The 19,913-nt window shown below is 66.5% G+C and carries 20 protein-coding genes; 15 read left to right on the top strand and 5 right to left on the bottom strand.

The window, feature by feature from the left end:
* Positions 1-97: 97 nt before the first annotated feature.
* The 4 genes from VH569_RS14005 to VH569_RS13990 form a co-directional block, all read right to left on the bottom strand.
* A complete protein-coding gene (locus tag VH569_RS14005; RefSeq protein ID WP_423315887.1) occupies positions 98-997 on the bottom strand; it encodes a LysR family transcriptional regulator in 900 nt (299 codons plus the stop codon).
* Between the two features lie 155 nt (positions 998-1,152).
* A complete protein-coding gene (locus VH569_RS14000) occupies positions 1,153-1,395 on the bottom strand; it encodes a hydrogenase maturation nickel metallochaperone HypA (protein ID WP_423315886.1) in 243 nt (80 codons plus the stop codon).
* A gap of 176 nt (positions 1,396-1,571) precedes the next feature.
* Positions 1,572-3,743, bottom strand: coding sequence for a formate dehydrogenase subunit alpha (fdhF, locus tag VH569_RS13995; RefSeq protein ID WP_423315885.1), 2,172 nt, complete (start codon positions 3,741-3,743; stop codon positions 1,572-1,574).
* Between the two features lie 67 nt (positions 3,744-3,810).
* Entirely contained in the window at positions 3,811-4,353 is a 543-nt protein-coding gene (locus tag VH569_RS13990) for a 4Fe-4S dicluster domain-containing protein (RefSeq protein ID WP_377805154.1), read from the bottom strand.
* Between the two features lie 547 nt (positions 4,354-4,900).
* Here VH569_RS13990 and VH569_RS13985 point away from each other — a divergent pair.
* From VH569_RS13985 to VH569_RS13930, 12 genes are read left to right on the top strand one after another with little or no spacing between them, the layout of a single operon-like run.
* Entirely contained in the window at positions 4,901-5,494 is a 594-nt protein-coding gene (locus tag VH569_RS13985) for a 4Fe-4S dicluster domain-containing protein (protein WP_098735729.1), read from the top strand.
* Positions 5,491-7,518, top strand: coding sequence for a hydrogenase 4 subunit B (gene hyfB, locus VH569_RS13980; RefSeq protein WP_423315884.1), 2,028 nt, complete (start codon positions 5,491-5,493; stop codon positions 7,516-7,518). The genes VH569_RS13985 and hyfB overlap by 4 nt, the downstream gene beginning before the upstream one ends.
* 12 nt (positions 7,519-7,530) lie before the next feature.
* Positions 7,531-8,469, top strand: a complete 939-nt coding sequence (locus VH569_RS13975; protein ID WP_423315883.1) for a respiratory chain complex I subunit 1 family protein — start codon at positions 7,531-7,533, stop codon at positions 8,467-8,469.
* Between the two features lie 19 nt (positions 8,470-8,488).
* Complete coding sequence (locus VH569_RS13970; protein ID WP_423315882.1) at positions 8,489-9,952, top strand: hydrogenase 4 subunit D; 1,464 nt, start codon at positions 8,489-8,491, stop codon at positions 9,950-9,952.
* 14 nt (positions 9,953-9,966) lie between these two features.
* Positions 9,967-10,620: a hydrogenase 4 membrane subunit gene (hyfE, locus tag VH569_RS13965; RefSeq protein ID WP_098735733.1), complete on the top strand. Its 654-nt coding sequence runs from the start codon at positions 9,967-9,969 to the stop codon at positions 10,618-10,620.
* Between the two features lie 5 nt (positions 10,621-10,625).
* The gene (locus tag VH569_RS13960) at positions 10,626-12,266 is read left to right on the top strand and encodes a hydrogenase 4 subunit F (protein WP_423315881.1); all 1,641 of its coding nucleotides are present in this window, start codon (positions 10,626-10,628) and stop codon (positions 12,264-12,266) included.
* Positions 12,263-13,978, top strand: a complete 1,716-nt coding sequence (locus tag VH569_RS13955) for an NADH-quinone oxidoreductase subunit C (protein ID WP_423315880.1) — start codon at positions 12,263-12,265, stop codon at positions 13,976-13,978. Before VH569_RS13960 ends, VH569_RS13955 begins: the two co-directional genes overlap by 4 nt.
* A 12-nt stretch (positions 13,979-13,990) precedes the next feature.
* Entirely contained in the window at positions 13,991-14,566 is a 576-nt protein-coding gene (locus tag VH569_RS13950; RefSeq protein ID WP_423315879.1) for a formate hydrogenlyase complex iron-sulfur subunit, read from the top strand.
* Positions 14,563-15,366, top strand: a complete 804-nt coding sequence (locus VH569_RS13945; protein ID WP_423315878.1) for an NADH-quinone oxidoreductase subunit B family protein — start codon at positions 14,563-14,565, stop codon at positions 15,364-15,366. Before VH569_RS13950 ends, VH569_RS13945 begins: the two co-directional genes overlap by 4 nt.
* Entirely contained in the window at positions 15,363-15,830 is a 468-nt protein-coding gene (locus VH569_RS13940) for a formate hydrogenlyase maturation HycH family protein (RefSeq protein ID WP_423315877.1), read from the top strand. The genes VH569_RS13945 and VH569_RS13940 overlap by 4 nt, the downstream gene beginning before the upstream one ends.
* Positions 15,827-16,285 (top strand): hydrogenase maturation peptidase HycI, encoded by a 459-nt coding sequence (gene hycI / locus VH569_RS13935; protein ID WP_377805143.1) that lies wholly within the window; start codon positions 15,827-15,829, stop codon positions 16,283-16,285. The genes VH569_RS13940 and hycI overlap by 4 nt, the downstream gene beginning before the upstream one ends.
* 43 nt (positions 16,286-16,328) lie before the next feature.
* Complete coding sequence (locus tag VH569_RS13930; RefSeq protein ID WP_423315876.1) at positions 16,329-17,237, top strand: formate/nitrite transporter family protein; 909 nt, start codon at positions 16,329-16,331, stop codon at positions 17,235-17,237.
* A 71-nt stretch (positions 17,238-17,308) separates the two neighbouring features.
* Here the strand turns inward: VH569_RS13930 and fdhD are convergent, their stop codons facing one another.
* On the bottom strand, positions 17,309-18,091 hold the full coding sequence (gene fdhD / locus VH569_RS13925) for a formate dehydrogenase accessory sulfurtransferase FdhD (RefSeq protein WP_423315875.1): 783 nt from the start codon (positions 18,089-18,091) through the stop codon (positions 17,309-17,311).
* A gap of 483 nt (positions 18,092-18,574) precedes the next feature.
* Between fdhD and hypA the strand changes: the two genes are divergently transcribed.
* From hypA to VH569_RS13910, 3 genes are read left to right on the top strand one after another with little or no spacing between them, the layout of a single operon-like run.
* A complete protein-coding gene (gene hypA, locus VH569_RS13920; RefSeq protein WP_423315874.1) occupies positions 18,575-18,916 on the top strand; it encodes a hydrogenase maturation nickel metallochaperone HypA in 342 nt (113 codons plus the stop codon).
* Positions 18,917-18,939: 23 nt separating this feature from the next.
* Positions 18,940-19,221 (top strand): HypC/HybG/HupF family hydrogenase formation chaperone, encoded by a 282-nt coding sequence (locus tag VH569_RS13915; RefSeq protein WP_423315873.1) that lies wholly within the window; start codon positions 18,940-18,942, stop codon positions 19,219-19,221.
* A gap of 44 nt (positions 19,222-19,265) precedes the next feature.
* Entirely contained in the window at positions 19,266-19,844 is a 579-nt protein-coding gene (locus VH569_RS13910) for a HupE/UreJ family protein (protein ID WP_423315872.1), read from the top strand.
* Positions 19,845-19,913 lie beyond the last annotated feature (69 nt).

The following is a 19,913-nucleotide window of genomic DNA, read 5'->3' as shown; positions in this document are numbered from 1 at the left end:
GAATGCCCGGCTTTCGCAGTTCATTCTTGCCTGAAGTGAAATAATCCCCTGCCCGCTTCTCTCGTGTGGCCGCTCCTTTATATGGGGAGCTAGGCCGTCAGGCGGCATTCGCCAGTTCTGGAGCGAGGCGGCGTGCGTCGGCGATCAGCGCCGCGGTCAGCGGCGGCTGAGGGTCGCGCCGGCACACCACAAGGCCGATCAGGGTCGACAGTTCCGGCGCCACGATGGGGATGGCGCGGATCGAAGGGGGGAGCAGCAGCGAATCCGCCATGATCCGCGGCATGATCGTCGACCACATACCGGTGCAGAGATGATTGGTCAGTACGACGATGGAATTGGATTCGAGCATCGGTTCGGCATGCACGCCAGCCTCGGCGAAGGCGCGGTCGATGATCCGCCGGTTCTGCATGGTGGTGTTCAGCAGGCAGAGCGGCAGGGTCGCCGCCTCTTCCCAGGTCACGCTGTCGCGCGTGCCGAACGGGCTGTCCGCCGAGGTGATCAGGTGGTAGCGCTCGTGGTAGAGCGGCACCTCGTCGACATTGCCGAGCGGTTCGTTGTCGAGATAGGTGATCCCGGCCTCCGCCTCCAGATTCTCGAGCTTGGACAGGATCTCGGTGGAGCTGTGGGAGGCGATGGTGATCTTGATGCCGGGATGCATCGACCAGACGGTGGCGGTCAGCCGCTGGACCATCGGCAGTGCCGTCGGCACCACCACCAGCCGCAGCGTGCCGGTCAGCCCCTGCTTCATCGTCTCGACATCGGCGCGCATCGCCTTGTAGTCGCCGACGATGCGCCGCGCCCATTCCAGCACCCGCTCCCCTTCCGGGGTGAAGCCGATGAAGCGCGCGCCGCGGTCGACCAGCGGCACACCCATGGTCGATTCCAGCTGCTTGATCGCGGCGGACAGATTGGGCTGCGACACCCCACAGACCTGTGCCGCACGGCCGAAATGCTTTTCCGTCGCCAGCGCGATCAGAAATTCGAGTTTTTCCTGCATGCCGGGTCTCCTCCCACCACGTCTTGCGCAGCGTGGATCGGGAACGTATCGATCACGACCCGAGCAACATCATTGATCCCAAACATATGTCCGCGTCTCCGCGCGGGCTGCCGCAGCGGCAATGCGACGCATCGTAGGCCCACGAAGCTTTATCCTCACGACACTTCCATCTCGACGAGCCGGAACGCCTCGCCCGGCGGACGGTCGATCCGCAGATCGGCACCCTCAAGGAAGGTGTCGCGGCTCAGCAGGTCGAAGGCATGACGCAGGGCGTCGGGCTGTACCCGGCTGGCGCAACCGACCGACACGATGACGCACACCACCCGGTCGAAGGGATTGGCCTCGCGCGCCCTCATCGCCTGTTCAAGCAAGGATTGGCACAGCGCGATCTCATGCATGGGCTGGCTCCTGCGATTGCCCTCTCCCGCCCCGGGAGAGGGAGGGGACCCACAAAGTGGGGAGGGTGAGGGGTATTCCAAGAAATCTGAACCGCATGGCTTCTTGGATCACCCCTCACCCTTCCCAAGCTATGCTTGGGCCCCTTCCCTCTCCCGGGGCGGGAGAGGGAGAAACCTCACGCGTAGGCGGGAGCCTTCTTCGACGCACCGGTCACCGCATTGCTGAGGCCGCCCTTCAGCTTCGCGTATTCCTGCTGGACGTAATTCTCTGCCCAGACCTGATCGGCGATCGCCTCGACCCGGACGGCGGCGTATTTGTATTCCGGCGTCTTGGCGATGGGGTCGACGGCGTGGATGGTCAGCTCGTTGCAGGCGCCGATCCACCACTGGTAGGTCATATAGACGGCCCCCTTGTTGGTGCGGTCGGTGACGCTGGCGCGGCTGATCACCTTGCCGCGGCGCGACGACACCCAGACCAGCTCCTGGTCACGGATGCCCAGCGCCTTGGCGTCTTTCGGGTTGATGGTGACATAGCCCGGCTCGTCGGCCAGCGTCTGCAAGGCGGCGCAGTTGCCGGTCATCGACCGGCAGGAGTAATGGCCGACCTCGCGCACGGTGCAGAGGATCAGCGGGAACTCGTCGGTCAACTGGTCCTGCGGCGGACGCCATTCGGTGGCGAACAACAGGCCCTTGCCGCCCGGCCGCTGGAAGACGTTGCCCTCGTAGAGATACTTGGAACCGGCCGAGTCGAGGTCGCGGCACGGCCATGGAACGGCACCCAGCCCCTCCATCTTCTCGTAGGTGGCGCCGTAGAAGATCGGGCAAAGCTCGCGCAACTCGTCCCAGATCTCCCTGGTATTGTCGTAATGCATGGGATAGCCCATCGCCGTGGCGAGCAGGCTGATGATCTCCCAGTCGTGCTTGACGTCGCCCTTGGCGTCCACCGCCTTAGTGAAGCGCTGGAAGCTGCGGTCGGCGGCGCTGAACACGCCCTCATGCTCGCCCCAGGAGGTGGCCGGCAGGATCAGGTCGGCGAACATCGCCGTCTTCGTCATGAAGATGTCCTGGACGATGACGAACTCCATCGCCTCGAAGCCCTTGCGCACCTGGGTCAGGTCCGGCTCGGTCTGGGCCGGATCCTCGCCCATCACATACATGGCCTTCAGCTTGCCGGTCTCCGCCAGATGCGGCACGTCGGTCAGACGGTAGCCGATCTCGCCGGGCAGCGACGGGACGCCCCAGGCCTTGGCGAACTTCTCGCGAATCTCCGGGTCGGTGACCTTCTGGTAGCCGGGGAACTCGGTCGGCAGCACGCCCATGTCGCAGCTGCCCTGCACGTTGTTCTGGCCGCGCACCGGGCCGACGCCGACATTCGGACGGCCGAGATTGCCGGTCAGCAGCGCCAGCCCCGACAGCCCCTTCACCACATCGACGCCCTGGCTCCACTGGGTGACGCCCATGCCCCACAGGATGGTGGCGGAGGGAGCGGCGGCGTAGATGCGCATCGCTTCGCGGATATCCTCGGCCGGCAGGCCGGTGATCGCCTCGGCATATTCGGGGGTGTATTTGTCGACGATCTTCCTGTACTCGTCGAAGCCTTCGGTGTGGTTGGCGACATACTCCTTGTCGTAGAGCCCTTCATTGATCAGGACATTGGCGAAGGCATTGACCAGCGCCATGTTGGAGCCGTTGTTCAGCGGCAGCCACAGATCGGCTAGACGCGCCGTCTCGATCTTGCGCGGGTCGCAGACGATGATCCTGGCGCCGCGCTCCTTGGCCTTGATGATGCGCTTGGCGATCACCGGATGGCTGTCGGCGACGTTGTAGCCGAAGACCAGGACGCATTTGGTGTGCTCGATCTCCGGGATCGAGTTGCTCATGGCGCCATTGCCCAGCGTCACCTGCAATCCGGCAACCGACGGGCCGTGGCAGACGCGCGCGCAGTTGTCGACATTGTTGGTGCCGAGGACCGCGCGGGTGAATTTCTGCATCACATAGTTGGTCTCGTTGCCGGTGCCGCGGGACGAGCCGGTGGTCATGATCGAATCGGGGCCGTACTTGGCCTTGATCTCGCCCAGCTTCTTCGCCGCGTACTGGATCGCCTCGTCCCACGACACCGCCTCGAAGGCGGCATCGCGCGAGCGGCGCAGCATCGGGTTGCGCAGACGCGGCGTCAGGATCTTGGTGTCGTTGATGAAGTCGTAGCCGAAATAGCCCTTGAGGCAGAGTTCTCCTTCATTGGTGACGCCGTTGAGGGGTTCGGCACCGACGACCTTCCCGCCCTCGACCAGCAGATTCAGTTTGCAGCCCGTACCGCAGTAGGGGCAGACCGCCATATGCTTTTCCATCTCGACCTCGATGTTCGCTCGATTGTGCCGGCTGTGCGTCAGCCGCAGTGATGGGGAGTGATGGGAGTCAGGCCGCGACTTCAGCGGCTTCCAGGGCGGCGCGCTCGCGCCGGCGGCGCAGGGTCTCGTCCATGGCGTCCCGGTCCATCAGGGTCAGGGCACTGGTCGGACAGACCGAAACGCAGGCCGGGCCGGCATCGCGGCCGATGCACAGGTCGCATTTGTGCGCCTGCGCCTTGACGCCGAGGCTCAGCGTCATGCCGGCGAACTGCCGGACCGCCGGCACCGTCACCACGTCCATGACGCCGAACGGGCAGGCCAGCACGCAGTTCTTGCAGCCCAGGCAGCGCTCCTGCTCCACCTGCACGCTGTGCTGGCGGTAGACGATGGCGTTGTTCGGGCAGGAGTTGACGCAGGGCGCGTCCTCGCAATGGTGGCACATCACCGCGGTGCTGACGTCGGCCGTCTTCACCATGCGGATGCGCGGCTTGAAGCTTTCCGGCGCCAGTCCTTCGACGCCGGCCCCGTCGGAATGGGCAAGCGCACAGGCGACCTCGCATGTGCGGCAACCGATGCACTTGCTTGGGTTGGCAGTGACGAATCTGTTCATTCCCGTCGTCCTTGTTGGCAGCCGGAGGGGGCCGTCGAGCGGCCCCGCCCCGGCATCGCTTCACTGTTCCCTGGCGTTGCGCGCCGGTTGGCCGCTGTGGACACCGGTGGCTTCACGTCCGATTGAAATCGCTTATCGCCCGATCTTTAAAAGTAATCGACGCCGATAAGCCGATCCTATCGAGTATATTCTCTCTCTTATCAGAGTTTCCGGGGCGCCATTTGACAGTCAATACGCCATCAGGCCCCCGGTCTTTGTGTCGCGCACCTTATACCCACTTTTTTTATGTGTCTAGTTGACATCGCGTCACCCAGAGGAATAGCGTAGCGAAGTCAATGGCGATCCAAAGCAAGACCGCCCTCCTGACAAAAATCGCAACAGCTGGCTCTCCTTCTGCCGCACCGCCCGTGAAGACAGGCGGCGTGGGGGCGTGCGCGAGCCAATACTGTCTTCTTATTGGCTGATCAGGTTTTCTTATCGGGATTTCCAACAAAGAAACCTGATCGGCCAATTCGACGCACCCGCCCGGGAAGCCGGAGGTCTGGATATGAATCGCTTCGTTATCGCGGAACCGAGAAAATGCATCGGGTGCAACACCTGCATGGCGGCCTGCACCGAGGCACACAAGAAACAGGGGTTGCAGGCGCATCCCCGGCTGACCGTCATGCGGATCGGCGACGACACCGGCCCGGTTCTCTGCCACCAGTGCGAGGACGCGCCCTGTGCCCGCGTCTGTCCGGTCGACGCCATCACCTTTGGGGCCGACGCCATCCTGCTGAATGAGCAGACCTGCATCGGCTGCAAGATGTGTGCGCTGGCCTGCCCCTTCGGCGCCATCACGCCAAGCGGCACCGGCATCGCCGGGGTCGCCGGCATCGCCGTCGCGACACCCAGCCATTCGGCGGCGCTCGACCCGCTGCTGGCCTGGGACATCGGCGTGCGCAGCGTGGCGGTGAAATGCGATCTCTGCGCCTTTTCCGGCGACGGCCCGGCCTGCGTGCGCGTGTGCCCGACCGCCGCCCTTTACGCGGCAGACGCCGATGCCACCCGCCAGGCTGCCGCCGTCAAGCGCACGCTGGCCGCAGCGGCACCGGTCAGTCCTGAAACGCCACTCGCCTCGCTGGAGGGGCTGGACCCATGATTCCACTCTCCCTGCTCATCATGTCGCTGCTGCTGTCCTGCGGCGGCGCCATCCTCTGCCTCCTCCTGAAGCATCGGGAGGGGGACATCCGTCTTGGCGGCAGCGGCGTCGGCATCGCCGCGGCGCTCGCCGGGCTCGGCGCCGGGCTGACGGCCATCGCGGCCGGACAGCCGGCCGTGCTCGATGCCGCCGGCCCCTACCCCTTCGCCCATTTCGTCCTGCGGCTCGACCCGCTGGCCGGCCTGATGATCGCGGTCATCTCGCTCCTGTCGCTGGTCGCCTGGATCTACGGCTTCGCTTATGTGCGCGAATATGCCGGGCGCGGCGTCGGGGCGATGGGCTTCTTCATGAACGCCTTCATCGCGTCGATGATGCTGGTGGTGGCGGCCGACAACGCCTTCTGGTTCCTCATCTTCTTCGAGATGATGTCGCTGGCCTCCTATTTCCTGGTCATCTTCGACCAGGACGACGAGGCGGTGGGCGCCGGCTTCCTCTATTTCCTGGTCGCCCATGGCGGCTCGGTGCTGATCATGGCCGCCTTCTTCCTGATGGCGAACCAAGCCGGCAGCTTTGATTTCGCCGCCTTCCGCGCCCATCCGCTGCCGGCCCCGCTGGACAGCGTCGCCTTCCTGCTGGCCTTCATCGGCTTCGGCGCCAAGGCCGGCATGATCCCGCTGCACATCTGGCTGCCGCGCGCCCATCCGGCCGCCCCGTCGCACGCCTCGGCGCTGATGTCGGGCGTGATGATCAAGATCGGCGTCTTCGGCATCGTCAAGGTCGGCATCGACCTGCTGGGCGCCAGCGCCGGGCCGGCGATGCTGGGCTGGGGCCTGCTGGTGCTGGCCTTCGGCGCGGTGTCGTCGGTGCTGGGCGTCGTCTATGCGCTCGCCGAGCACGACATCAAGAAGCTGCTCGCCTACCACTCGGTCGAGAATATCGGCATCATCCTGCTGGGCGTCGGCACCGGCATGATCGGCATGGCGCTGCACCAGCCGGTGCTGGCGGTGCTGGGCCTGATGGCCGGCCTTTATCACCTGCTGAACCATGCGGTGTTCAAGGGGCTGCTGTTCCTCGGCGCCGGTTCCGCCATCTTCCGCATGCACACCAAGGACATGGAGCAGATGGGCGGGCTGGCCCGCACCATGCCCTGGACCGCCCTGTCCTTCCTGGTCGGCGCGCTGGCGATCTCGGCGATCCCGCCGCTGAACGGCTTCGTGTCGGAATGGTACACCTACCAGGCGCTGTTCGCCGCCGCGCTGGACGGCACCCCGCTGGTGAAATTTGCCGCCCCCATCGCCGCCGTCATGCTGGCGCTGACCGGCGCGCTGGCGGTGATGTGCTTCGTCAAGGCCTACGGCATCATGTTCGCCGGAGCACCGCGCAGCCATCATGCGGAGGAGGCGCGCGAGGCGCCGGCCGCGATGGTCGCCGGCATGGCAATTCTGGCCGTCGCCTGCGTCGCGCTCGGCCTGCTGGCCCCGCTGGTGGCGCCGGTGATGGGCCGCATCGCGGCGGCGACCATCGGCACCGCTCCGGTCACGCTGGCGGTCGGCGCCACCCTGCTGCCGGGCGATGCCCGGCAGGCGACGCTCTCCACCCCGCTGCTCTCCATCCTGCTGATCGCCATGGCCTTCCTGCCCATCGCGCTGAAGGCGGCCTTCGCCGCCAAGCGCGGCGGCGACCGCAAGGTGGCGGCCCCCTGGGCGGCCGGCTATCTGCCGGACCACCACATGCCCGCCAGCGCCGGCAGCTTCGCCCAGCCGATCCGCATGTTCTTCGCCCCGCTCTACACCATGCGCCGCGCGATTGCCGGGCGCTGGACCGGCATCGCGCTGGGCTTCGAGCGGGTGGTCACGCTGGCGCGGCGCACCGAACCGCTGGCCGACCGGAGCGTCATCGCCCCGATCGCCGGCGCCATCGATGCCAGCGGCAAGTGGCTGCAAATCATCCAGGCCGGCGATTTCCGGATCTACTGCCTCTACATCGTCGCGGCGCTGATCGCGCTGCTGGCGCTGGCCGTCTGACGGGAGGACGCCATGCTGACCTTCTCACACCTGATCCTGGGACTGTTCCAGGCGCTCCTCCTGTTCGCCGCGGCACCGCTGGTCTCCGGCCTGTCGCGCATGGTCCGGGCGAAGCTGCACACCCGCCACGGGCCGGGCCTGCTGCAGGACTATCGCGACATTGCCAAGCTGCTGACCCGCCAGGATTTGACCCCACCGGACAGCGGCTTCGCCTTCCGCGCGATGCCGGCGGTGATGCTGACGACGGTGCTGGTCATCGCCATGGGCATTCCGATGCTGACCCGCTTCACGCCGGTCGCGCCCATCGGCGACCTGATCACGGTCATCTATCTGTTCGCGCTGGCCCGTTTCTTCTTCTCGCTGTCCGGCATAGACAGCGGCAGTTCCTTCTCCGGCATCGGCGGCAGCCGCGAACTGACCATGGGCGTGCTGGTGGAGCCGGTGATGCTGCTGTCGCTGTTCGTCGCGGCCCTGCTGGCCGGCTCGACCAACCTCGGCGCCATCGGCAGCGCCATCGCCGACGGCCATGTCCGGTCGGCGACCGCGACGGTGATCGCCGCCCTGTCCTTCGCCTACGCCATCTACATCGAGCTGGGCAAGCTGCCCTACGACATGGCGGAAGCCGAACAGGAACTTCAGGAAGGCCCGCTGACCGAATATTCCGGCCCGTCGCTGGCGCTGATCAAATGGGCGATGGCGCTGAAGCAGACGGTCGTCGTCGCCTGGTTCATCGGCGTCTTCCTGCCCTTCGGCAGTGCCACCGGAATGACCGTCTTCGGGCTGCTGTTCGGGCTGGTCGCCTTCGCCATCAAGCTGGTCCTGATCTTCGCCGCCGTCGGCGTGGTCGAGAACAGCGTCGCGCGCGTCCGCTTCCGCCTGACCCCCCAGCACAGCTGGGTCGGGGTCGGCGCCGCTTCGCTCGCCTTCGTCTTCTATCTGGTCGGCCTGTGAGCCGGCGAGGGGCAGCATTATGATAACACTCCCCACGGAACCGCTCGGGCTGTTGGCGCTGGCCGCCATCCTGGTCCCCTTCGGCGGTGCGGCGGCGATTGCGGCATCGGAACGGGCATCGGCCAAATGGCTGTGCCAGGGCTTCGCCGCCGCCACCGTCGCGGTGATCGCCATCCTCGCCATGTCGCTGCTCGGCGACGGCAAGATCGGCGGCACCTATGAGCTGATCTCCTTCGGATCGGTCTCGATCCTCGGGCTGGTGGTGGACAGCGTCAGCGTGCTGATCGCGCTGGCGGTGATCGCCATCGGCCTGCTGGTGGCGGTCTATTCCGCCGCCTACCTGAACGCCGGCAACCGCGAGCATCCCGACATCGGCCGGCGGCGCTTCTACGCCTTCCTGCTGGTGTTCATCGGCGCCATGACCGGGCTGGTGTTCAGTTCCACCGTCGTCGGCCAGCTCGCCTTCTTCGAGCTGACGGGCGCCTGCTCCTGGGCATTGATCGGCTATTATGAATCGCCCAAGGCGTTGCGCTCGGCGGCGAAGGCGCTGCTGGTCACCCATGTCGCCTCGCTCGGCCTCTATGCCGCGGCGGCGCTGCTGTTCCTGTCGACCGGCACCTTCGCGCTGACCGCCATCGCCGATCTGGCGCCGGGGATGAAGGCGGCCGTGCTGCTGGCGATCCTGGTCGCTGCCTGGGGCAAGTCGGCCCAGTTGCCCTTCCACATGTGGCTGCCCGACGCCATGGAGGCGCCGACCCCGGTCAGCGCCTACCTGCATGCGGCATCCATGGTGAAGGTCGGCGTCTATATCTTCGCCCGCGGGCTGATGTCGTCGGGCGGCGCGCCGGAGATCGTCGGCTGGGTCGGCTCGATCATGGCGGTTCTGACGCTCGTCTATGGCTTCTTCATGTATCTGCCGCAGGTCGATCTGAAGCGCCTGCTCGCCTATTCGACCATCACGCAGCTGGCCTACATCCTGCTGGCGCTGTCGCTGTCGGTGTTCGGCTCCGACCTCGCCTTCAAGGGCGCCATCGCCCACATCTTCAACCACGCCTTCGCCAAGACGCTGTTCTTCCTGGTCGCCGGTGCGCTGAGCTACACCGCCGGCACCCGGCTGCTGCCGTCGCTGCGCGGCATCGTCACCAAGTCGCCGTTGCTGGGCGTCGCCTTCGTCTGCGCTGCCCTGGCGATCACCGGCGTGCCGCCCTTCAACGGCTTCTTCAGCAAGTTCGCCATCTTCGCCGGCGGGTTCGAGGTCGGGGCGCATCACTGGGCGCTGATGCTGCTGGTCGTCATCGCGCTGGCGGAATCGGTCGGCTCCTTCGCCTGGTTCCTGAAATGGCTGGGCCATTCGGTGCCCGGTAAGCCGTCCGCCACCATGGCCGCGGCGGCGCCGCTGCCGGCCGGCATGAAGTTCGTGCTGGTGGCCCTGGTGGTGATGACGGTGGTCTCAAGCTCCATCGCCGCCTCTTGGCTCGGTTGAGGGAGGGAACGGTCATGAACGGATTTCTCATCGTCAACGGCCTGTCGGGCCTGCTGATCGTCAGCTCCCTTCTGGTCACGCTCGCCGGCAACCCGGCCAACTCCGCCCGCTTCTACGCGCTGCAAAGCTTCATCCTGGTGATGCTGTTCGTGGCGCTGGCGGGGGCCACCGGGTCGGGCGAGCTGTATCTCTGGTCCTTCACCGCGCTGCTGACCAAGGTGATTTTGGTCCCGGCGATCATGTACCGTGCCTTCCGCCGGCTGAGCGACCCGGCCATCGGGTCGGGTGCGGTGATGCCGACGGCACTGTCCATCGTCGGCGCCGCGGTCGCCGTCATCCTGTGCTTCGGCGTCGCCTCCAAGGTGACGCTGCCGGCGGCCGACGCCATCAAGCCGGCGCTGGCGGTGTCGCTCGCCCTGTTCTTCATCGGGCTCGCCTGCATCGTGGCGCAGCGGAACATCCTGAAACAGGTGTTCGGCTATTGCCTGATGGAGAACGGGTCGCACCTGACCCTGGCCCTGCTGGCCCCCAACGCGCCGGAACTGGTGGAGATCGGCATCGCCACCGACGCCATCTTCGCGGTGGTGGTGATGGCGGCGCTGGGATCGCGGATCTTCGACACGCTGCACACGCTCGACGCGCGCCAGCTCACGAGCCTGAAGGGATGACCGCCATGGTACCCTCGATCCTTCCCCCACTTCTGCTGATCGGTCCGCTGGCGGTGGCGCTGTTCCTGCTGACCCTGCCCTGGTTCCGGGAGTCGCTGCCCGAAGCCTTCGCGACCGACACGGGCAGCGTGACGCTGCTGGAGCGCATCCATCTGGGCTCCATCGGCTATGTCTTCCTGCTCAGCATCGCGGCCCTGATCCAGGTGCTGTCGAGCGGTGCCATCTCCGCCTTCGGCGACTGGCTGTTCGTCGACGCGCTCGGCGCCGTCTTCATGATGCTGATCGGCGTGGTCGGGCTGATGACCGGCCTCTATTCCATCGCCTACATCCGCCACGACCTGGAGTCCGGTGCCATCGACGCCGGCAAGGTCCGGATCTATTACGGCTTCTTCAGCCTGTTCCTGTTCACCATGCTGCTGGCGGTCACCGCCAACAACATCATCATGATGTGGGCGGCCATCGAGGCGACGACGCTGGGTTCCGCCTTCCTGGTCGGGCTGTACGGGCAGAAATCCTCGCTGGAGGCCGCCTGGAAATACGTCGTCATCTGCACGGTCGGCGTCGCCTTCGGCCTCTACGGCACGGTGCTCGTCTTCTCCAACGCCGCCGACGTGCTGGCCGACCCGCATCAGGCGGTGCTGTGGACGGCCCTGGTCGGCCATGCCGCCGAGCTGGACCCGATGCTGGTCAAGCTTGCTTTCGTCTTCGCCCTGATCGGCTTCGGCACCAAGGCCGGCATCTTCCCGATGCATGCCTGGCTGCCCGACGCCCATTCCGAGGCGCCGAGCCCGGTGTCGGGCCTGCTGTCGGGCGTGCTGCTGAAATGCGCGCTGCTGATCGTCATCCGCTTTTACGTCATCACCGTCGGCACGGTGGGCACCGGCTTCCCGCAGATGCTGCTGCTGACGCTGGGCCTTCTGTCGGTCGGCGTCTCGTCGCTGCTGTTCTTCGTGCAGCAGGATCTGAAGCGCAAGCTGGCCTATTCCAGCATCGAGAATGTCGGGCTGATCGTCGTGGCGCTCGGCGTCGGCGGGCCGCTCGGCATCGCCGCAGCCCTGCTGCACACCATCAACCACAGCGTCACCAAGGCCCTGTTCTTTTGCAGCGCCGGCAATGTCCTGATGAAGTACGGCACCCGCGACCTGCGGGCGGTGAAAGGCGTGCTGCGGGTGGCGCCTGCCACCGGCCTCCTGATGATGGGCTGCGCCCTGGCGCTGGCCGGCTTCCCGCCCTTCAACATCTTCGTCAGCGAATTCATGGTCTTCATGGCCGGGCTGAACGAAGGCTATGGCTGGATCATGGCGCTGTGCGCGCTCTTCCTGTGCATCACCATCGCCGGTCTGGTGAAGATCGTCGCCGACAGCGTGCTGGGCAAGAGTCCGGAGACGATGGCCAAGGGTGACGTGGGCTGGAGGGCGCTGGCCCCGCTGGGCGTGCTGGCGGCGCTGGTGCTGACGCTGGGCTTTGCCGTGCCGCAGCCGCTGTCCACTCTGGTGCAGCAGGCGACGACGGTGGTGATGAACGGCGACAGCCGCCCGGTGGTGGCCGCCCCCTGGCAGACATACGACAGGCCGACATACGACACGGTTCGCGCCGGCGGACAACTGGTGACCGGCAGCCTCTCGCAGACGGAGATCTCCAAATGAATATCCTCACTCCGGTCCGGGTCGGGAGCGGCTACATCGCCTCCCTGCGCGAGAGCCTGCCCCATGCCATCCTCGATGAATCCTGGCAGACCGAGGCCCAGGTCACCATCACGGTCAAGCCCGTCTCGCTGCCCGACGTCGTCGCCAGCCTCTATTACGACCACAACGGCTGGCTGTCGGTGGTCGTCGGCAACGACGAACGGCCGCTGAACGGCGGCTACGCCGTCTATTATGTCCTGTCCATGGAGGGCGCGGACAAGTGCCATGTGGTGGTGCGTTGCGAGGTGCCGGCCGACACGCTGGAATACCCGTCCGTTACCCCGCGGGTTCCGGCTTGCGTCTGGGGCGAGCGCGAGGTGCGCGACATGTTCGGCCTGCGCCCGGTCGGGCTGCCGGACGAACGCCGCCTCGTCCTGCCCGACGACTGGCCGGACGAGCTGTATCCGCTGCGCAAGGATTCGATGGACTACCGGCTGCGGCCGGCGCCGACCAGCGACGACGAGACCTACCGGTTCATCAACGAGGCCAAGCAGGAAACCCGCGTCGTCCCGCTGGGGCCGCTGCACATCACCTCCGACGAGCCCGGCCATTTCCGCCTGTTCGTCGACGGCGAGGACATCATCGATGCCGATTACCGCATGTTCTACGTCCACCGCGGCATGGAGAAGGTGGCCGAGACGCGGATGGGCTACAATGACGTCACCTTCCTGGCCGACCGCGTCTGCGGTATCTGCGGCTACGCCCACAGCGTCGCCTATGCCAACTCGGTCGAGAATGCGCTGGGCATCAAGGTGCCGCCGCGGGCCCAGGCCATCCGCTCCATCCTGCTGGAGACGGAACGGATGCACAGCCATCTGCTGAATCTCGGCCTCGTCTGCCACTTCATCGGCTTCGACACCGGCTTCATGCAGTTCTTCCGCGTGCGCGAGAAGGCGATGACGCTGGCCGAACTGCTGACCGGCGCGCGCAAGACCTATGCGCTGAACCTGATCGGCGGCGTGCGCCGCGACATCCTGGGCGACCAGCAGGCCAGGACGCGCGAACTGGTCGCCGAACTGCGCGACGACGTGACCCGTCTGGTCGACGTGCTGCTGTCCACCGCCAACGTCAGCGGCCGCGTCAAGGGCGTCGGCCGGCTCGACCCACAGATCGCCCGCGACTACAGCCCGGTCGGGCCGGTGGTGCGCGGCAGCGGCCACCGCCGCGACACCCGCGCCGACCATGCCTTCGGCGGCTACAAGCTGCTCGACATGCCGGTGCATGTCGAGCAGGGCTGCGACGTGCTGTCCCGCACGCTGGTGCGGGTGGCGGAGTTCTTCGACAGCCTGTGGATCATCGAACAGTTGCTGGACAAGGCGCCCGCCGGCCCGGTGCTGACCGAGGATTTCACCTATGTCCCGCACAAGTTCGCGCTGGGCTTCACCGAGGCGCCGCGCGGCGAGGACATCCACTGGTCGATGACCGGCGACAACCAGAAGCTCTACCGCTGGCGCTGCCGCGCCTCGACCTACAACAACTGGCCGGTGCTGCGCTACATGCTGCGCGGCAATACGGTGTCGGACGCCCCGCTGATCGTGGGCAGCATCGACCCCTGCTATTCCTGCACCGACCGCGTGACCGTGGTGGACGTTCGCAAGAAGCGCTCCAAGACCATCGCCTACAAGGAGATGGAGCGCTACTGCCGCGAACGCACGGATTCACCGCTGAAGTGACGGGGGCCAGAGATGCTCAAGCTACTCAAGGAAATCTTCCGCACGGGCGAGGCGACGGTCAAATACCCCTTCGCCCCGATGCCGGTCTGCAAGGACTTCCGCGGCAAGCCGGACCATAATGCGGTGGACTGCATCGCCTGCGCGGCCTGCACCGTCGCCTGTCCGGCCAACGCCATCGGGATGGAGACCGACACCGCCGCCGGCAGCCGCACCTGGTCGATCGATTACGGGCGCTGCGTCTTCTGCGGCCGCTGCGAGGAATCCTGTCCGACCGGCGCCATCCGCCTGTCCGACGATTTCGAACTGGCGGTCGGCAGCAAGGCCGACCTGACGCGCAAGGCGGTCTTCACGCTGGCCGACTGCGCCTGCTGCGGCAAGCCCTTCGCCCCGGCCAAGGAGGTCGATTATGTCGCCCGCCTGCTGAGCCAGTCGGCCCGCAGTGCGGAAGAGGCGGATCGGCTGCGCCTGATCGCTTCGACCTGCCCGGCCTGCAAGCGGGCCCAGGATGTCCACCACATCGCCGGCATGGGCATCGCCCGGCAGATGGAAACCGGAAAACCGGTCAAGGAACTGGAGACCACGCCATGAACGTCCCCGTAGACCCCAAGACCCTGGTGGCGGAGATGTCGCCGGTCTCCACCAGCGAACAGATCGCGACGATGAAGAAGGCGCTGCTGAAGAACATCCAGCGCTCCGCCTACGTCTATCGCGTCGATTGCGGTGGCTGCAACGGGTGCGAGATCGAGATCTTCTCGTCCATCACCCCGGTGTTCGACGCGGAACGCTTCGGCATCAAGGTGGTGGCCTCGCCGCGCCATGCCGACATCCTGCTGTTCACCGGGGCGGTGACGCGCGCCATGCGGATGCCGGGGCTGCGCGCCTACGAGGCGGCGCCCGACCCCAAGATCGTGGTGTCCTACGGCGCCTGCGGCTGTACCGGCGGCATCTTCCACGACCTCTACTGCGTCTGGGGCGGCACCGACCACATTGTGCCGGTGGACGTCTACATCCCCGGCTGCCCGCCGACGCCGGCCGCGACCATCCACGGCTTCGCCGTGGCGCTGGGCCTGCTGGAACAGAAGCTGAAGGCCGAGACCCATGTCGAGGCCGCCGGCGAGACCGCCGCCCTGGCCCATCCCGACATCCCCTATGCGCTGCGGGTTCGGCTGGAGCGCGAAGCGCGGCGGATGGCCGGCTACCGCCAGGGCGGCGACATCGCCGAGGAGTTCATGACCCTGCTGGAGGGGCATGCGCACACGCCGGGCAGCTTCACCCTGCCCGACCGGATGATGGAGGCCATCGGCATGGAGCGCGACCCGCGCCGCGCCGAGATCATCGCCCGGCTGGCCGACGTCGTGCAGCAGGCCATCCGGGGAGAAGCGCCATGAGCATGCCCGTACAGGCCGATCCCGGTTCCATCCCAGGTCTGCGTGCCGGCCGCGGCGTGGTGCCGGAGGTGGTCTTCTACCAGCTGAACGCCAAAGTGCTGGAGCGCAAGGAGGATATCCCCGAGGATGCCAAACAGGTGGTCTACTATTCGCTGGCCATCGGGCATCACATCGGCGTGTTCGACTGCTTCAAGCCGGCCTTCCGCTGCACCACCGCGGTGTTCGACCGCGTTCTCGACGCGCTGAAGGACAGCGAGGAGGCGCACCGCAAGCTGTCGGGCCTGTTGCGCTTCGGCGAGATCACGGTGGACAGCAGCCACATCCGGCCGCTGACGATGGCCGTCGAGGCGGCGCTGCCCACGGCTCCGCCCGATGTTGCCGCGTGGCTCGACCGGCTGCGCACGGCGCTGGACGCCATCCGGCGCGAGCCCGCGATCTATCTGATGGGGAGACGGCTGTCATGACCGATGTCGTATTCACGGTTGGAAACGTCCTGCGCGGCGACGACGGCGCCGGCCCGCTGCTGGCCCAGCTGCTCGACGAGCAGCCGGCCCCCGGCTGGATCGTGGTGGATGGCGAGGATGTGCCGGAGAACCACACCCACCACATCCGCGCGCTGGCACCGCACCGGGTTCTGATCGTCGATGCCGCCGACATGGAGCTGCCGCCGGGCGAGGTCCGCCTGATCGAGCAGGACAGCGTCGCCGAGCAGTTCATGGTCACCACCCACGCCATCCCGCTGAATTTTCTGATCGACAGCCTGCGGGAGACCATCCCGGAGATCCTGTTCCTCGGCATCCAGCCGCAGGACACCAGCTTCTTCGCACCGGTCACCATCACCGTCCGCAACTCCGTGGAGGCCGTGCATGACCGGCTGGTCCGCGGCGAGGGATTCGAGGCCTACGAGACGGTCGGCTGAACCGGACATCGAGGCAATTCAAGAGAAGTGGAGGAAATTCGCCATGGCGGATCCTGCATCGAAAGACACACCGGTCCTCGGCATGGACGCCTATTCGCCCGCCGAGATCCAAGACAAGGTCGAAAAGCTGGGGGTGAAGAAGGCGACAATGCCCTTCCTGCCCAGCTTCATGCTGGCGGTGGTCGCCGGCGGCGGCATCGGTCTGGGCGGCATGTTCTTCGTCATCGTGCTGGCCGATCCCGCTCTGAGCTTCGCCGTCCAGCGCATATTGGGCGGGCTGGTCTTCTCGCTTGGCCTCGCCATCGTCATGGTCGGCGGGGCGGAGCTGTTCACCGGCAATTGCCTGATCGTGATGGCGCGGGCCAACGGCCAGATCAGCACGGCGCAGGTGTTGCGCAACTGGGCGACGATCTGGATCGGCAACGCGGTCGGGGCGATGGGCCTCGTGTTCCTCATCTATATGGCGCATCACACCGAGATGAACAACGGTGCGGTCGGCGCCGCCGTGCTGAAGCTCGCCATCGGCAAGATCGCACCCGACGCGGTGACCATCTTCTTCAAGGGCATCCTGTGCAACCTGCTGGTCTGCCTTGCAGTATGGCTCGCCTATGCCGGCCGCACGGTGACGGACAAGATCGTGGCGCTGACCCTGCCGGTCGCCGCCTTCGTCGCCGCCGGCTTCGAGCACTGCATCGCCAACCTGTATTTCCTGCCGCTGGCCTATGTGCTGAAGGTGACGGGCCATGTGCCGGCCGGGCTGGACGTGTCGACGATCACGGCGGGCGGCATCCTGCACAACCTGCTGTTCGCCACGCTGGGCAACATCGTCGGCGGATCGGTGTTCGTCGGCGGCATCTATTGGCTGATCTACCGCAAGGGTCTGGGCGGCCTGACCCCGCTGCCGGCGCAAAAGCCGCTGCCGTCGATGGGGCAGCCGGCGGCGACCCACTGAAGACACGGCACACGCAAAAGATAAGCCTGCGGACCGGTTCATCGCCGGCCCGCAGGCTTTTCCGAATCCGATCAGGCGGGCATCGCAACCCGCGACGGAACGGCGTAGACGGTGAGGCGGCCTTGGCGCACGAAGGCGACGACCCCCACCCCCACCGTTTCGGCGAAGCCGACGCACAGCGAGGTCGGGGCGGAGATGGCGGCAATCAGCGGGATGTCGGCGGCGGCCGTCTTGTGGACCATCTCGAAGGAACAGCGGCTCGACACCACGACGAAGCCGCCGGTGGGATCGATCCGGGCGCGGGCAAGCGCGCCGATCAGCTTGTCGAGCGCGTTGTGCCGGCCGACATCCTCACGCACCGCCACCAGTCCGCCATCGGGCCGGGCAAAGCCGGCGGCATGGACGGCGCCGGTCTCCCGGTTCAGGCTCTGCCCCGCCGGCAAGGCCGCCATGGCACGGATGATCGCGTCCGGTTCGATGCAGGCGGCGGAGCGGACCGGATCGAGCGGTCTCAGGGTTTCGGCGAAACTGTCGGTGCCGCAACGGCCGCAGCCGGACCCACCCATCAGGTTGCGCTTGCGACGAAGCAGGGCGGCCAGCCGCTCCACCGGCAGCTGCATGCGGATGCGGACGCCGTCCGTCAGTTCATCGATGGCGGTGACGGCCAGTTCGTCGGCGCTGCCGACGATCCCCTCGCTGAGGGAAAAGCCGGTGGCGAAATCCTCCAGGTCGGTGGGCGTCGCCAGCATGACGGCGAAGAGATCGTCGGCATAGACGAGCCCGACCGGCATTTCGTCGACGATCTTCTCTTCCCGTCGGTCGAAGCCGGAATCCGTGCGGACAATCGCCTGCACCCGCCGGAGTCCGTGGTGGGAGAGCGGGCGACCCAGGGAAAGTGCGGCGGACGGCGGGGAGGTACAGGCGGTTGCATGTTCCATGGTAGGGCCCAAACCCTGGCGGTGGCGGCAATTGCGGACGGTGAGGTGCGGGCGCCGGCTGGACGGTCCGTCATGGTCTACCGTCGGCGCGGCCCGGTCCCTGGAGCATCGAACCCGGCGGCAAGGTCAGCCAAGCGCCCGCTGCCCGATTCTGCACCAAGCCGCCGCAGAACGACATGTGACATTCCGGCTCATGCCAAATATTCTCCGAAGATATCTGAATAAATACTATCTATTGAGCGATAGAAATTCATTATCAGACAGTATTGTTTTATGAAAACTGCCATTGTTCCAATTTATAATTTGCAGCAGTCAAGTGGCGGTGATATCCCTTTGAGGCCTTTCGAGCCGATGCCTTTTGCCGCTCGGTACTTCCGGCTCCCATCGTGGAGAAGGACGATGCATGAACTCTCATTGTGCGAACGCCTGATCGACTTGCTGCAGGAGGAATCGCAGCGCCACGCCTTCCATCGGGTCACGCGGATCCGGTTGGCGGTGGGGCGGTTCGCCTGCGTCGATCCGGAGGCCCTTCGCTTCGCCTTCGACGTGGTCAGGCGCGATACGTTGGCCGAGGGAGCGACGGTGGACATTCAACAGCCGCCCGGTTTGGTCTGGTGTGAAGACTGCTCAAGCGAAAGGGAGGTTCAGACGCGCCTCTCCCCCTGCCCGGTCTGCGGTGGCCTGCGCCTGTCCCCCCGCGGCGGCGACGACCTGACGCTGGTCGAACTGGAAGTGGCGTGACCGCGGCGAGAAGGAGACCGACCATGTGCCTGGGAGTACCGGCCAGAATCATCGCCATCGCCGATGTCCGGCGGATGCTCGCCGTCGCCGACATCCTGGGCGAAAGGCGGGAAATCGACCTCTCCTGCATCGCCGAACCGGGCGATGCCCTGAGCGACCTGATCGGGCAATGGGTCCTGGTCCATCTTGGCTTCGCACTTTCCCGCGTCGAGGAAGCAGACGCACGGGTCACCCTCGACCTGCTTCGTCAGATCGACGAGGCAGAGGCCGGGCGAGGGCACCTGAAAGCCTCCCTGCTCGCCTGACACGGGCGGCGTTGCCGGCCGAACCCCACGAGGAGATCGTTCCGATGAACAGGTTGTTTTCCGCCGGCCTCGCCGGCGTTCTGGCGGCGACGCTGGCTCTGCCGGCCGCTGCCCACACCGGCCATGCCGGCGACGCGATGTTCCTTCAGGGGGTGCTCCACCCGCTGACCGGCATCGACCATCTGCTGACCATGGTGGCGGTCGGCATCCGGGCGGCACAGAACGGCGGCCGCGCCATCTGGATGCTGCCGGCCGCCTTCATCGCCATGCTGTCCGGCGGTGCCGCGCTCGGCATGGCGGGGATCGAACTGCCGGCGGTGGAGGCCGGGATCGCCGCCTCGGTGGCGGTGCTCGGGCTGCTGGTGCTGCTGAACAGGCGGGTGCCGGTCGCCGCCGCCGCGCTCCTGGTCGGCGCCTTCGCCGTCCTGCATGGCCATGCCCACGGCACCGAGATGCCGCAGACCGCTGAGCCGCTCCTCTATGGGCTGGGCTTCGTTCTCTCCACTGCGATGCTGCACGGTGCCGGCATCGCCATGGGGCTGGCTCGCCACGTCCCGCGCAGGCTGCTGGCATCGCGGATGCTGCGGCAGCCGGACTCGTCAACGTCGTCAGGTCGCTGCTGACGGGATCGGCCGGTCCCCGGCTCTCGCCGACCAAACCAGACATGCGAACGCCCCGGCTCCATCGAGCCG

Origin of the sequence: Azospirillum sp. 11R-A (assembly GCF_049472615.1) — a bacterium.
Classification (GTDB): Bacteria; Pseudomonadota; Alphaproteobacteria; order Azospirillales; family Azospirillaceae; genus Azospirillum; species Azospirillum palustre.
The sequence above is the reverse complement of the archived record's forward strand: the minus strand, read 5'-3'. Positions and strand labels throughout refer to the sequence as shown.